The 14,563-nt window shown below is 38.1% G+C and carries 17 protein-coding genes; 5 read left to right on the top strand and 12 right to left on the bottom strand.

The window, feature by feature from the left end:
* Positions 1–121: 121 nt before the first annotated feature.
* From HCG49_RS00635 to HCG49_RS00605, 7 genes are all read right to left on the bottom strand, one after another.
* Positions 122–1,129: a glycosyltransferase family 2 protein gene (locus HCG49_RS00635; RefSeq protein WP_168467639.1), complete on the bottom strand. Its 1,008-nt coding sequence runs from the start codon at positions 1,127–1,129 to the stop codon at positions 122–124.
* 214 nt (positions 1,130–1,343) lie between these two features.
* Positions 1,344–1,982, bottom strand: coding sequence for an SGNH/GDSL hydrolase family protein (locus tag HCG49_RS00630; RefSeq protein ID WP_240938599.1), 639 nt, complete (start codon positions 1,980–1,982; stop codon positions 1,344–1,346).
* Positions 1,983–2,085: 103 nt separating this feature from the next.
* On the bottom strand, positions 2,086–2,535 hold the full coding sequence (locus HCG49_RS00625) for a hypothetical protein (protein ID WP_168467637.1): 450 nt from the start codon (positions 2,533–2,535) through the stop codon (positions 2,086–2,088).
* Between the two features lie 50 nt (positions 2,536–2,585).
* Positions 2,586–4,079, bottom strand: coding sequence for a S10 family peptidase (locus HCG49_RS00620; protein WP_168467636.1), 1,494 nt, complete (start codon positions 4,077–4,079; stop codon positions 2,586–2,588).
* A gap of 153 nt (positions 4,080–4,232) precedes the next feature.
* On the bottom strand, positions 4,233–4,997 hold the full coding sequence (locus tag HCG49_RS00615) for a TIGR02757 family protein (protein ID WP_168467635.1): 765 nt from the start codon (positions 4,995–4,997) through the stop codon (positions 4,233–4,235).
* Positions 4,994–5,557: a CPBP family intramembrane glutamic endopeptidase gene (locus HCG49_RS00610; RefSeq protein WP_168467634.1), complete on the bottom strand. Its 564-nt coding sequence runs from the start codon at positions 5,555–5,557 to the stop codon at positions 4,994–4,996. The genes HCG49_RS00615 and HCG49_RS00610 overlap by 4 nt, the downstream gene beginning before the upstream one ends.
* Complete coding sequence (locus HCG49_RS00605; RefSeq protein ID WP_168467633.1) at positions 5,557–6,216, bottom strand: ABC transporter ATP-binding protein; 660 nt, start codon at positions 6,214–6,216, stop codon at positions 5,557–5,559. Before HCG49_RS00605 ends, HCG49_RS00610 begins: the two co-directional genes overlap by 1 nt.
* A gap of 268 nt (positions 6,217–6,484) precedes the next feature.
* On the opposite strand from HCG49_RS00605, the gene folE reads away from it, so the two are divergent.
* The 5 genes from folE to HCG49_RS00580 all read left to right on the top strand — a co-directional run bounded on the left by folE (position 6,485) and on the right by HCG49_RS00580 (position 10,267).
* Positions 6,485–7,084, top strand: a complete 600-nt coding sequence (gene folE / locus HCG49_RS00600; RefSeq protein WP_168467632.1) for a GTP cyclohydrolase I FolE — start codon at positions 6,485–6,487, stop codon at positions 7,082–7,084.
* Positions 7,085–7,256: 172 nt separating this feature from the next.
* Positions 7,257–7,556, top strand: a complete 300-nt coding sequence (locus tag HCG49_RS00595; protein WP_168467631.1) for a hypothetical protein — start codon at positions 7,257–7,259, stop codon at positions 7,554–7,556.
* A gap of 109 nt (positions 7,557–7,665) precedes the next feature.
* Positions 7,666–8,886: a sulfite oxidase gene (locus HCG49_RS00590; protein WP_168467630.1), complete on the top strand. Its 1,221-nt coding sequence runs from the start codon at positions 7,666–7,668 to the stop codon at positions 8,884–8,886.
* On the top strand, positions 8,887–9,369 hold the full coding sequence (locus HCG49_RS00585) for a monoheme cytochrome C (RefSeq protein WP_168467629.1): 483 nt from the start codon (positions 8,887–8,889) through the stop codon (positions 9,367–9,369).
* A gap of 22 nt (positions 9,370–9,391) precedes the next feature.
* Positions 9,392–10,267, top strand: a complete 876-nt coding sequence (locus HCG49_RS00580) for a sterol desaturase family protein (RefSeq protein ID WP_168467628.1) — start codon at positions 9,392–9,394, stop codon at positions 10,265–10,267.
* Between the two features lie 24 nt (positions 10,268–10,291).
* Here the strand turns inward: HCG49_RS00580 and HCG49_RS00575 are convergent, their stop codons facing one another.
* The 5 genes from HCG49_RS00575 to HCG49_RS00555 form a co-directional block, all read right to left on the bottom strand.
* Positions 10,292–12,604, bottom strand: a complete 2,313-nt coding sequence (locus tag HCG49_RS00575) for a TonB-dependent receptor (protein WP_168467627.1) — start codon at positions 12,602–12,604, stop codon at positions 10,292–10,294.
* A 44-nt stretch (positions 12,605–12,648) separates the two neighbouring features.
* Positions 12,649–12,981, bottom strand: coding sequence for a hypothetical protein (locus HCG49_RS00570; protein ID WP_168467626.1), 333 nt, complete (start codon positions 12,979–12,981; stop codon positions 12,649–12,651).
* Positions 12,982–13,029: 48 nt separating this feature from the next.
* Entirely contained in the window at positions 13,030–13,350 is a 321-nt protein-coding gene (locus HCG49_RS00565) for a DUF6787 family protein (protein ID WP_168467625.1), read from the bottom strand.
* 32 nt (positions 13,351–13,382) lie between these two features.
* A complete protein-coding gene (locus tag HCG49_RS00560; protein ID WP_168467624.1) occupies positions 13,383–13,841 on the bottom strand; it encodes a DUF6146 family protein in 459 nt (152 codons plus the stop codon).
* A gap of 70 nt (positions 13,842–13,911) precedes the next feature.
* On the bottom strand, positions 13,912–14,544 hold the full coding sequence (locus HCG49_RS00555; RefSeq protein ID WP_168467623.1) for a DUF937 domain-containing protein: 633 nt from the start codon (positions 14,542–14,544) through the stop codon (positions 13,912–13,914).
* Between the last annotated feature and the right edge of the window lie 19 nt (positions 14,545–14,563).

Here is a 14,563-nt window from a genome sequence, read left to right as displayed (position 1 = left end):
AAATATAAGAAAAGTATTTAGGAAAAGGAATCAAAAAACAAAATGGATTTTCGTCTAAAAAACAATGGCAAGAAGCTTAGATTAGCGTGTTTAACGCCAGTAGCTTAGGGTTTGTTTGCTCTTAGCAAAATAAAAAATAGTCCTCTGCCAAAAGCATATTCATTCCTCCTAGATACTCCTTTATAAACTCTTGAGCTTCTTTATTGGCTACGGTAACGATTACTTGTGGACGCTTGAGCTGGGGCAAATGTTTGTAGGATAACATGTTTTGGCCATAAATGTTTTTCCCTATTTTTTGCTGATTATTGCACAACCAGAAAAATGGGACTCCTTGTTCTATTAAGATTTTAGCAATGTTTTTTCCTTTTTTTCCTGCACCCCAAAGGACTAATGGTCTATTTTTATCATGATCGAGTTTTAAAAAGTAGTGCATTTTCAGGTCCAAAAAATAATTTTGAGCGTAATGTTCGCTCGTTCGGGAGGTCCTGTCTTGGTAATCGCGCCAATAATGAAGAACACTTTCTGATGGGATACACTTAAATTGTTTTTCATAAAACCGAAAAGCAAGGTCATAGTCTTCAGGATATTGGTCGGGAATAAAGGCTTTTGCCTTATCCAAATCGCTTCTGTGCACCATCCAACAGGGAGAGGGAATTACGCATTCTTTATATATTTCTGAAAAATTCGTTCCTTTTTCACTTAGGCGGTTCAGCCACTTTTCATAACTTTTATAGCCATTAGAGACCCCTCCTTTAGAGAAATAAAAAACTTTTCCCAAGGCTACATGCCCAAGACCGTTATTTAATAGGGCACTGGTCATAAGCTGTAGTTTGTTGGGAGTCATTATATCATCAGAATCCATACGGGTAATAAGGGAGCCGCTACTTTTACTATAGGCTGTTCTCAGCGCGTGAATAATCCCTTGACCTTCATTTTGTAAAACCGTAATTCTAGAATCTTGTTTGGCATAATCGTCCATTATTTGGCAACTATTGTCGTCGGAGCTGTCGTTGACTGCCAAAACTTCCCAGTTTTGATAGGTTTGATCTATAATAGAGGAGATACATTCTGGAAGGAACTCTTCTGTGTTTTTAAAAGGAATTAAGACGCTAACTTTCGGATTTTGCATACGTACAAAATTAACCAATGATAATTAAATACGGTCACTCTATATGAAGGGAATGTTGAAGGTGGAGGTTTTAATTTGTAATTGCTTTTAGGAAAGTGTTTTTATGGTCAAGACAGGCTATGGATTTCTGGCGGGAGGGATGGCTAGGGAAGTCAAAGCTCACTCTTTTATTTGCCTGGTTTTTGGTCGAATTAATTATCGGGGATTTTTTTCCTTATTGCGATAAGGCTTTGTCAATAGCCTCTTGAGCTAAGGGTGCCATTATTTTATAGCCTTCAATAGTAGGATGCACCCCGTCTTCCGAATATTTTTTTGGTAATCCGTTGCGAGCATCGGCCAGAGCAGAAAAATAATCGAGGTACACCATATTATTATCTTGGCTGTATTTTTTAAGGAAACTGTTTAATTTTACGATTTTTTCTGCCGGTTCAAGCCCGGGTTTCCAGGGGTAGTCAAAAACAGGTAATACGGACGAAAGCACCACTTTAATCCCGTTAGCCCTGGCCAATTCGGCCATAGAGACAATATTGTCCTGTATCATTTCTACAGTAGCCGGACCGGTATTTCCGGCTATATCATTGGTGCCGGCCAATATCACCACAACCGCAGGGTGAAGGTTGATAACATCCTGCCTAAATCTCACCAACATCTGAGGTGTGGTTTGTCCGCTGATACCTCTATTGATATAAGGAGTGTCTTGGAAAAAATCGGGCTGCATTTGCAACCAGCCTATGGTAATAGAATTCCCCATAAAAACCACTCTGTTTTCGCCCTCCTTTGGAAGCCCGATTTTTGCATTGTCTTCTTTAAAATGTTGCAGTGCCGGCCAATCTTGAGCCATTATTACTTGCATATTTAATAAAATAAAAAGGAGGGCACATAGATTGATCGTATTAAACTTCATACCTTTATTTGTGTTGGATATTGATGTGTTGGCTTCTATTTAAAACAAGTGTTTAAGGGAGTGTTTCTTCATCTTTCATAAACAATTCTTCGTAATCTCTATTTAATTTCAAATCGCTCATTACTTTTTTCTTAGTAGGTCTTTGGGACCATAAATATAAAAGAAGCAATACAGATATTACAAGGTAAAAAACGTTGTTTATCCTCGAAAAAGCGATGATACTAATAATAGCGGCCCCCTCAATAAATGCGTATTTTACGATGGAGGCCGAAAAATAACGACTTAATATTGACTTTAATGACGCTTTCGGATCAATGGCATCCAATTGTTTTTTAAATATTAAATTACCACCAAAATAACCAATCATAGCTACTAGGGGGATTATAATCCTGTAAATATCTTCGGTGTCTTGAAATCCTATAACGAGGGCATCGCTACCAGCGTAGACCGCTACAAGGACGATGAAAACTCCCGTTGTCAATACAGCATGTAATACAGTCATAGTGCGCATAAAGCTTTTGGGGGTCTGGGGTTTATTAGCGTCTGAATTCATTAGTATTTTGCTGGTTTTCCGTTTGTTAAGGTGTTTTTAATAAAGATTCTAATATCGTCATTTGCTTGTTTTAAATCTTCTTTTCGCAAGTACATCATGTGTCCGCTTCGGTACCCTTTAAAACTAAATCGATCTTTAAGTCTACCGCTGGGGTCTACCTGCCACATGCTGTACTTACTATTAAAATAGGTTGTAGCCCCGTCATAATACCCCGCCTGATACAAGACATGTAAATAAGGGTTCTGTGCCATGGCTTGACGTAAATTGTCCAAGGTATTGTCATTTTCATTGTTCCAGGGATGTACATTTCCGAACATATTGTATTTAACGTCGGTTCTAAATTTCAATTCTTCCTGTAAATAATAATTAATGGCAGGGGTAAAGGAATGAAGCCAAGAGGTAAGCTCAGCACTATAATCGGGCGAATTCCCGGCAAGTTGTCTGTCGATCCCTAGGTAACGAGAGTCTAAGCGGCCAATGTTATAGCCTCCTTTATCTCTAAGGAGTGCTTTCCAGAAATATTTTGTCGGTACTGATAAATTGTGGTCTAAAATTTCCTTTTTACTCAATCCTGAAAAATGAGCCATTTTAGTAGCTACGTCGTTCTTTTCTGCTTCCGAAATAAAGCCTCCTTTTGCAAGAGCTGGGATTAGGGTATTAATGGTATAGGCTTCAGATTCTGGTAAAATCTCAGACAAATCCTTTTCTTGGAGGTCAGGGTTTAATGCCTTGTGATACCAGGCTGCGGCAGTATAGTAAGGTAAATTTAGCGCTTCGGAAACAGGTCCGCCGGTACGGAGTACCTTATAGTCTGCCGGAGATACCATAATCACCCCATTTAAATACATCCATTGCTGGTTTTGTAAGGCAAGGGCAAGACCGGCTACGCGGGTACCGCCATAACTTTCGCCAACGATATATTTAGGCGATTGCCATCGGTTGTTTCTGGTAACAAAAGTATTAAGCCATTCTGCCAAATACTTTATGTCGGCATTAATGCCAAAAAATTTGCTGCGGTCTACATCTTTCCCGCTTTCCGGAATGGTTCTAGAGTAGCCAGTGTTTACGGGATTCACATAGACAATATCTGCGATGTCCAGGATGGTATAAGGGTTTTCTTTTACGCCGTATGGCTGAACCGGGTACCCTTCATCGTCAATATTCAAAATCCTGGGGCCTGTATAAGCCAACTGCATCCATACAGAAGCAGAGCCTGGCCCGCCATTAAAAGAAATCAACAATGGTCTTTCTGCTCGGTTCTTTATGTTGTCTCGGGTGTAATAGGTGTAGTTTAAGGTCGCTATAGGAGCACCCAACTCGTCCCAAAGCGGTAGCATTCCTGTTTGGGCGGTGTAGGAAAAAGAAGTTCCGTTGGCGGTAACGCTATGTTTGGTGACTACGATAGTGTCTGTTGGGATTTTGCGTTCCTGGGCCTCAGCAGCTCCGAATAGCATTAAAAAAACAAGTAGTAATAGGGAGTTCTTTTTAATCATTATTTATCTAGGTTAGTGTCCGTTTAAAAATAGGAAATTTATTTAGGTTTTAAACTTTATGTCTGTTTTAAGTAGTGATATATTAATGGCGGGTTGTTTTTTTAGAAGCTATCGTTTTGCGCGAGTTGTGTTCACAACGACGGAAAAACGCTGTTAGAATTTCTCAAATACTCCCAATCCGAATAAGGCAAAATCGTATTTTACAGGATCCATGGGATCTAATTTCCGAAGATTTGTGTCCAATTCTGCCAAGGCCTTGGCATCGTTCTGTTTTCTTTTAATCAGGCCTAATTTACGGGCCACATTCCCAGAATGAACATCCAAAGGACAGGACAATTGGGAGGGGGCAAGCTTTTTCCAAATACCAAAATCTACACCAGTCGTATTATCTCGGACCATCCATCTTAAAAACATGTTGATGCGTTTTGCTGCGGAGCCTTTTGAAGGGTCCGAAATGTGTTTGGTAGTTCTGGGAGGATGGGGGATTTCAAAAAATACAGATTTAAAATTAGAAATTGCGGCTTGCAATGGCAAGGTGTCCGTTGCCTTGGAAAAAACATCTTCCAAGCCATGGTGATGCTTGTATATGTTGTTTAAGCTGCGGACAAAAAAGGTCAGGTCATCTCCATTAAAGGTGCGATGGACAAAGCCTTGCAGTTTTTCCAAATCACTGGTCTGATGGTTCATTACAAAATCATAGGGAGATGAATCCATCAACTCCATCATTTTGTTGGCATTGGTAATAATACTTTTTCGATTACCCCAAGCAATGGTGGCCGTTAAAAATCCGCTTATCTCTATGTCCTCCTTAAGAGAAAACAGGTGGGGGATTTGAATAGGATCCGATTCTAAAAATTCGGGGAGATTATATTGAATTACCTTGGCGTCTAAAAATTCTTTTAACTCTTTTTTGGTCATTCCAAAGAAATATTAAATAGTTTTAAAATAATTATAGGTCCTAAAAAGATAGCATTATAGCTGGCATGCAGTAGTATGGCCCATAATAAGCCTAGTTTTATTCGGATGTACGCTAAGAAAATCCCTAATATTATTTGTGGAGCAGAAAGCAATGGTCCAAGGATTAGAATTTCCTTCGAAAATTGAAAGTTAAATAAATGCACGGCTCCAAATAAAATTACGGAAACATATAGGGAATGCCTAAAATATTTTTTGTCTTTAAATAATATAAGAGGACCTCTAAATATAGCTTCTTCTAAGACAGGGGCTACAATGGCAACGGAAAAAAATATTCCCATGGCCGATGTTTTGGCGATAAACAGATCGCTTGCATGTGCCCCCAGGTCAATATTTAACAGTTTGAGCAGGGATTGATTGAAAAAACCAATCGCAACACCAAAAACAACACCTAGTATCAGTAAGTTAGTGAATAGATGCCCTTTAGTGGAACTAGAAGGCTGCTCTAGTTTGATATAAGCAGGAGACCGTACAAAATTCCAAACTTTATAGAGTACCTTCATTATTGCATCACACCATCTACCATGGTAAGCTTTCTATCGGCCATATTCGCTAATTCCTCATTGTGGGTGACGATAACAAAGGTTTGACCAAATTTATCCCTTAAATCAAAAAACAATTTATGTAGCTTGTCTGCGCTTTCAGAATCTAAATTACCACTGGGTTCATCGGCAAAAACAACGGCCGGATTATTAACCAAGGCCCGAGCAACGGCAACCCTTTGTTGTTCTCCACCTGAAAGCTCGGTAGGTTTGTGATTAATTCGGTGCGATAATCCTAAAAACCCCAATAATTCTGTAGCTCTGGCTTCGGCATTATTTTTAGGGGTTCCCTTAATGAAGGCAGGGATGCACACGTTTTCCAAGGCCGTAAATTCTGGTAATAATTGATGAAATTGAAAAATAAATCCAATGTTTTTATTTCTAAATTTGGCCAGCTCCTTCTCTGATAGACTGGTTACGTCTTCTCCATTGATTTTTAATTCTCCATCATCCTTATTCGTCAATCCATCCAACGTGCCTAGTATTTGCAGGAGGGTTGTTTTTCCAGCACCGGAAGGGCCAACAATAGAGACGACCTCCCCTTTTTGAATATGCACGTCGACCCCTTTTAAAACTTGAAGGTTTCCGTAGAATTTTCTAATATTATTTGCCTTGATCATTCATCAATATTTATGGGCTGAAAGTAAACATTACCATCAAGAATTCAAAATAAGAAGGGGGGTATGGAAAAAAAAGTTTGGATAAGGACAGAATTTAGAAAACGAATTAAAAACACTGCTTTTTGGGGTGTTTTCTTATTAATTTACCAAGTATTTAACACAGTTGGCGGTTAAAAACTGCCAACGGGTTAAAATTAAATATTAATTTAGATTTTTTAAATAAAAGTGTTCGATTAAAGCGGCACAAAAACAAAATACACATAAGTTTATGGCACCATACAAGAGTTTGGAAGAGTATAATTTAGAAATTACGGACGAAGTTAAAAACCGTTACTCCTCCATAATTAATGAAATAGGAGAAGACGTATCGAGGGAGGGCCTTCAAAAAACGCCAGAAAGGGCAGCCAAGGCAATGTTGTTTTTAACCCAAGGATACAAACAAGATGCAGTAGAAATATTGGAAGGAGCCTTGTTTAAGGAATCCTATGATGATATGGTTATTATAAAGGATATAGAACTTTATTCGCTCTGTGAGCATCATATGTTGCCTTTTTTTGGAAAAGCTCATATTGCTTATATTCCTGATGGTCAAATTGTTGGTTTAAGTAAGATACCGCGAGTAGTCGATGTTTTCGCAAGAAGGTTGCAGGTGCAGGAAAGGTTAACTCACGACATCTTAGAGTGCTTAAACAATACCTTGAAACCTAAAGGAGTAGCTGTAGTGATAGAAGCCTCCCATATGTGTATGATGATGAGAGGGGTGCAGAAACAAAATTCTGTTACTACAACATCTGGTTTTCGTGGACAATTTGAAAAGATTGAAACAAGAAACGAATTTTTAAAATTAATTAGTGCCAAGCTTTCCTAAAACAAAGCTTGATTAACACATTTTAAAAATATAAAAAGGTTACAGGAGGGGAGAGGTTTTAACGAATGATATAAAAGCAGCATCAAAAAAAATAGCATAAAACCATATTGTACAAGGGGTTATGTTTATTATATCACAATAAGGGGATTCCGAGAATTTTAAATTATCAATCATGGCAATAGAAAGGGATAAAAAATTTAGAAACTTATTTTTAGGCCTTCTTTTTGACGGAATAGGAATGCTTTCTTTTGTTATACCTGGAATAGGAGAGTTTTCGGATATTATATGGGCTCCTGTTTCGGCCTGGTTGATGACTCGTCTTTATAAGGGTAAAATTGGTAAGGTTGCAGGAGTTATCAATTTTATAGAGGAAATTGTTCCTGGTTTAGATATTATACCGTCGTTTACCTTAATGTGGTTATATACCTACGTGTTTAGTCCTTCCGAAGAAAAATCAATGGCTCCCAAATAAAAAAAGACTTTAGTTTGGTGGATGTATATATGTTTTATCGTCAATAGCGCCTTAGGTGCGCAATAATCCCTCATGGTTTTACGGGATAGTTTAATTTTATGATCAATTAATGAAAAGAAGAAATTTTGTAAAGAGCTCTGTTTTAGGGTCTCTTGCCAGTATTTTAGGTACCGAAATTGTTTATGGTGCAACAATGCCAGAAGATTATATCCCCCTAGGGATGCAAGAGCCAGATCCGTTTGCTTTGTTTAATAAGGATAAGGAAATGCTGGTTTTAAATAGTAAGCCATGGAATATGGAATCCCTGGCGCATCTACTAGATGATAAAATCACCCCCAATAAATATATGTTTGTCAGAAACAACGGGTTGGTTCCGGAAAACATAAATACTAAAGAATGGACGTTAACTATTGATGGGGAATCTGCAAAACAAAAAAAAACGTTTACACTCCAAGAGTTAAAAAACAACTTTAAACACTATACCTATCAACTCACTTTGGAGTGTGGTGGTAATGGCCGAAAAGAATTCGATCCTCCTGCCAAAGGAAATCAATGGGACGTTGGTGCTGTTGCTTGTCCATCATGGACAGGAGTGCGTTTAAAGGATGTTCTTAATGTAGTGGGTGTTAAGGCTGATGCGGTCTATATTGGATACCATGCCATAGACGAGCATTTGAGTAGGGATCCTTCAAAAAAACCTATTTCAAGGGGGGTACCAATTAGCAAGGCTATGCAAGAAGAGACCTTGTTGGCTTTTAAAATGAATGGCGAAGACATTCCCTTGGTACATGGATATCCTTTGCGTTTGGTTTGTGGGGGATGGCCAGCTTCTACCTCGGGAAAATGGATACAAGGGATAAGTGTAAGAAATATTGTCCATGATGGAGAAAAAATGACCGGGTCTTCCTATAAGGTTCCTAAAAATCCGGTGGCACCTGGAGAAAATGTAAAGGAAGAAGATATGCGTATCATAGAATCTATGCCAGTTAAGTCGCTCATTACTTATCCAAAATCGGGTGCGGTACTACCTTTAAACAAGAAATTAAATATTAGAGGCCATGCTTGGGCAGGAGAATTGGAAGTTTCCAAAATGTCCTATTCAATAGATTTTGGTGCCACTTGGTCCGAATGTGACTTAGAAAAACCAGTAAACAGATTGGCCTGGCAACATTTTAAGGCCAGTATTTCTTTTCCAAAATCTGGTTATTACGAAGTATGGGCAAAGGCAACCGATGCTAACGGAGTCAGTCAGCCTATGTTATTGCCTGGATGGAATCCAAAAGGATATCTAAACAATGCTTGCCACCGCATAGCCGTAAAAATTAGCTAAATGGAAAAGGAACGGAGTTTTAAAAACAATGTAAAAGAGCTTTATAAGCAGCTCTTGGTTTTATGCGGTATCGTTTTCTTGTTCGCATTAATTGGGATTACCTATATGGTGTCTCCTGAGTCTTTTTTATTGGCAAGCGATACTCCCAATATGGAAATCACAAGCATAGACTCGGAAGAGGACGATTGGGATAAGGTAGAGAATGGGATTCATTTACGAACCGGTTTGAAGGTGGCAGAAGGTTATATGGCAGTCGTGAATAACTGTACTAATTGTCATTCGGCGCAATTGGTCATACAAAACAGGATGAATGAAGAAAGGTGGATTGCTACCATCCGATGGATGCAGGAAACCCAAAATTTATGGGATTTAGGTAAAAATGAAGCTGTAATCGTCAACTATTTGGTAACTAATTATCCTGTTGTTAGTAAAGGGAGGAGAGAAGCTTTATCTAATATAGAATGGTACGACTTAAAGGAGTAATAATAAAAAATCATTTAAAATTTTGGAGAAGTATTTACAGGCGTTTTCGAGTGCCTTTATGGGAACTGTAAATTGGACTGGGAAGTCTATCGTTTTTGAGGTTCCTTGGTATTCAAATTATTTCTGGGGCCTAATCATCATATCTTTAATAGTATGGGGCTTGGAAATTTTGTTTCCTTGGCGAAAAGAACAATCTATTTTTCGGAAAGATTTTTGGTTAGATGGCTTCTATATGTTTTTTAATTTTTTCCTTTTTGCCATTGCGATCAGTGGATTTTATAAGGTAATAGGGCTGCTTTTTAACGATTTAGGGATTGATAAAAGCAGTCTAACTCTTTTTAACCTCTCGGAACTCCCTAATTGGGGACAATTGTTAGTGTTTTTTTTGGTCTTAGATTTTGTGCAATGGTTTACTCATGTGCTTTTGCATACCTATCCTGTTTTGTGGAAATTTCATCAAATTCACCACAGTGTCAAGGAAATGGGCTTTGCTGCACATTTGCGATATCATTGGATGGAAAATATTTTTTATAAACCGTTAAAAACGTTTGGGGTCATGATTTTAGGAGGGTTTGAACCCGAACAGGCTTTTATGGTTCACTTTTTTGCGATTACCATCGGCCATTTAAACCACGCCAACATTAAAATAACCTGGGGCCCATTAAAGTATTTGCTCAACAATCCAGTCATGCATTTGTATCATCATGCCTATGAACTGCCAAAAGGAAAAAATGGGGTTAATTACGGTATTAGTCTTAGTCTGTGGGACTATATTTTTAAAACCAATTATATTCCTGAAGATAGTGGAAGGTTACAATTGGGATTCGAAGGTGATGACAAAATTCCGAAGTCTTTTTTTAAACAAATAACCTATGGCTTAAGCAAGCTTAAGCCATAGGTATTGCTTTGTTTTTATTAAATTTTATAAAAGAATATTTACTCCTATAGTAACCGATCTTCCCATATTAGGGATACCATCGGGTTTTAGGCGAGAAAGATGGGCGATATAGCGTTTGTCTAAAATATTATTTGCGCTGATATTGATATTCATAGATTTTTTAAGGAATTTCACTTCGCTTCCAAACCCGGCATTTAAAAGGGAGTATCCGGGACTAACTGTTTCATTAACGTTTACTTTTCCTTGTTTAAATGTCGTGTTTAACGTAACAAATGCCTTGGTGCTTAACCACCAAGGGTGATCGTTAATAAATTCGACCCTAAAGGTGTTGGTTAAATTGTTGGCAGGAATTAAAGGCAAGGACTCTCCATTGTTTAGTTCGCCATATACCGTTTGGTAGCTACTTTCTATATGCAGCCAATCGTAGGGATGTGGGTGTAAATGAAAACCGATTTCCCCTCCGTAGAGCTTGGCATTATCCTGTAGGTAGTTATATACTACATTTTCGTTTATAAAAGTCCCATCGGGAGCGATGAAGATATAATTCTTGATGGTATTGTGAAATCCATTTAGAAAAAATTCGAAATGTTCATTCTTAAATTCTAAGGCCAAATCGAATTGTATATTTTGTTCATTTTTTAAATCCGGATTTCCAATTTCAAATCTATTGGCGCCTTCATGGCTACCGTAAGAGGTTAGCTCCGCTAAATTAGGAGCTCTAAATCCTGTAGCGATATTGAAACGGGTGGTGAATTGTTTCGAAATATTATTTTTATAACCAAAAGCGCCATTAAAGCTACTGAAGCTACGGTTCAATGCGGGGATATGTCCTTCTTCTCCCAATTCCCCATAGGCCTTTCCGGCTATATTTCTGTGGTCGTAGCGGAAGCCTAATTGAAAATCGTTGTTTTCGTTAAGATGAAAATGCGTTGTACCTAAAACACCAATATCATTAGTAATAGCATCTGGAATTAATATTTCTTCTCCATAATTGGTATTGGATTGGTGTATTCCTTGAGCGCCAATAATGGTTTCAAACTTATTCCATTTTGGTAGGTGGTATTGTATATCGTAAGTAAAAGTGTTGAGTTTCATGTGTAAAGCAGCCTCCATATGTTCCTCTTCGTCATGGTTGTCGGTTGTAGCGTGCTCTTCATGGTGGTCATGGTCATGCTCATCCTCATGTTCCTCATGATGGTCATGATGATGGTGATCTTCAAACTCTTTCCGGTCATTGCCTACATATCCTAGTGTTACGTCTAAATTTGAGTCTTTAAAGAATATCTTGGTTTTAGAGCTTAAAATATGGTTATTTATTTTTTGATACGGCAGTTCTGGTGTTCTAGAGGTGGTTTGTGTGCTAATAGTCTCGGGAATTCCTAAGTTAGACTGGTTATAGTTATATCTGATTTCACTTTTAAAGGAAGTGGCTTGATAGCCAAGACCCATTTTTAGATCTTTTTCATTAAACCTAGAGTTGGTAACTCTATTCCCGTCTCCAGCTTTATAATCTACATGGTTGACGGTTGCTGCTCGAGCCAAGAACTTAAATTTATCTCCAGACGATTTTACCCCCACATTGCTCGTTATTCCTTGAGTATTGGTGTTGTAGTCCAAGTTTACATCACCTTCGGTAGTATTTGAAGTTGCAAACTTTTCTGGATTTAAATAAAGTACACCTCCCATGGCATCGGAGCCATAGAGTAGGGAAGCGGGACCTTTTATAACCTCTACGCTTTCTATTCCGGCTTCATTAACGCCCAGACCGTGTTCTGCACCAAATTGTTGGTTTTCTAATCGTATTCCCTGGGTGTAGACTAAAACCCTGTTAGAAGTTAATCCTCTTACAACGGGTTTTCCGATCCCAATACCCGTAGAAACCATATCTACGCCAGGAATCGTTCCGATACCTTCGATTAAGGTAGGGGCTCCCTTTGATTTTAGAGCTGCTATTTTTGCAAATTCTACCTTCATAACGTTTTCACTCTGAAGTTTGTGGAAGGGGGTAGATACAATGACCTCCTCCATTTCAATAGCACTTGGAAGTAAAGTAAAATCTAAGGTATTCTTTCCTTTCTTTATAGTGATGGTTTTAGAAAATGTCTGGAAACCAATATAAGAGGCTACGATATTATAAGTGCCTTCCGGTAAATTATTGATTCGGTAGGTTCCGTTTTCATTGGAAATACCGCCTTGTTCTAATTGGGGAAAATAAATGGCAACCTGCTCTAGAGGTTCATTTGTGGTCTTATCTAGGGCTGTTCCTTCTAAAAAATTTTGTGCATACGTTGCCACGGTTGTCAAAATGCAAAGCACCGACAAGAATGATTTTTTCATAACTTGAAACTTAAAATAAATGTAAATAATTGTAAGTACTGGTGTTATAAAAAAGAAGGAGGGCCTCTTCTAGAGAAATGTAATTTTTGGTATTTACTTAGAAATTGATAGAAATTAATGATTTTGGTAGTTTTTTCAACAGCCGAATAACTAGTGAATTCCTGAAAAGGCCAGAAATAGTAATGGGTAATGGTTAAAGTGTCAAAATCACATTCAAATTCTATCTCATGAACATGTAAACTTCCTTTTTCCTTGCAAACAAAATTCTGATGTTCATATAAAGCATGCTGTATCTTTAGTATTGTAGGCACACTGATAGCGGCCAACAATAAGATAGCAAGAATTGAAAAAATATATTTTTTTAATTTAAAATTCACGTGAAAATATAACAGCCCAAATGCATAATTTTAAAGGCGAGAGAGTATTTATTTTAAAAGAAAGCCAAGTCCTAATCTTGCCAGCATCTTTTTTTCGAAGGCCCAAAAGAATTTAAACTGCCCAAAAAACCATCCGTAAATCACTAAAAGGATCTGGTATATTGGAAAAATCAACAATATCCTAAAGGTTAGATAAAGGAGTCCTCCCCAAATAAAATCGGGCGAAAAATTATGACGGTCTAATCCAATCCATGTAAGAAAAGGTTTCGCTGCAAACACAGCTGAAGAACCGGTAATTGAAAACACCATAAAGATAACGGCCAATTGCAAATTAGAGGTAACGCCCCATCGCTCTTTTAATTTCTTCATAAATCTTATAAAATCGGTAGCAAATATAAGTTTTATATGCGAGGAACAAAAGGACCTAGGCGTTGATTGTACTTTCGCTGAAAGTAAATGAAGTAATTATAGAGCTTATAATTTACTTCATAGCCATAATCTATTTGTGGATTATAATCGATTTGCATCTCGTAAAGGTTAGGATCGTATCTAAAAGGCTGTAAAACTCTTGAATTCCATTCGATCACATATAAATGATTTCGGTTTTCCAAAAATGATTGGGAATAATAACCTTCGGGTTTGGCGATACTTTGTAGCCAAAAATCAAATCCCGGTTCTATGATAAGTATTTCATAGGAAGTCTTCTCGTCTGCTATTGCAATGGTATCACCCTCGGTTTGGGAAAAGGCAACTTTCTCTTCGTCCGTAACGGCAATCGCTTGTTTTGTGCTATTACAGCTGGCGAGAGATAAAATCATCGTTAATACAAAAATACCGCTTACTTTTATCCAGATTTTCATAAAGATAAGATACAAAAAAAATGCCATTTGGGAAACAAATGGCATTTCTAAAATATCGTTAAAATAGCTCTTATTTTTTAAAAAGCCCTCCCATTAATCCGCCTAACCCACCTTTCTTTTTCTTAGAGCCTAGCACCATTCCGGCTACATCGTCCAAAACACTACCATCTCCATCGGCATCCAATAAGGTTGTGATCAGGCTTTGGTTTTTGGTAGATTGTCCGCCGAGGAGTTGTCCGAGCAATCCGGAAAGGCCGTTGGCGTCATTGATATTAGACTGTTTCTTGTTCTTAGCCAAGTAAGCCATCAATAAAGGAGCGGCTATTTTAAGGATTTCTGCAATGGTGCTGGTGTCCATTCCCGATTGTTTGCTAAGGGCATTTTCGACCGTACTCTGTTTGTTGCCAAAAACATGTCCCAGTATGCCGGCTCCATCTTTCTTTAGCGAATCATTGACCCCGCCACTGAATACTTGGCCTATATTGTCCCATTGGCTCCCGTCATGGTTCGTGTTTAAGGCACTCATTAAACTTTGTGCTCCACTAGGAGAGCTTGCGTTTTTTTTCATGGCACCCATGATCAACGGAAGTGCCATGGCTAGAACCTCTGCGGTTTTGCTTTCGGGTTGCCCTGTTTGTGAGGCAACTCCACTGACCAGCTGCTGGCCAGTGGAACTGCTTAGTAAATCTAATAATCCTGACATAATATGTGGAATTAATGTT

This window comes from Arenibacter sp. 6A1, assembly GCF_012272855.1.
Lineage (GTDB): Bacteria > Bacteroidota > Bacteroidia > Flavobacteriales > Flavobacteriaceae > Arenibacter.
Note: the sequence above shows the minus strand (reverse complement) of the source record. Positions and strands in the feature narration are given on the sequence as shown.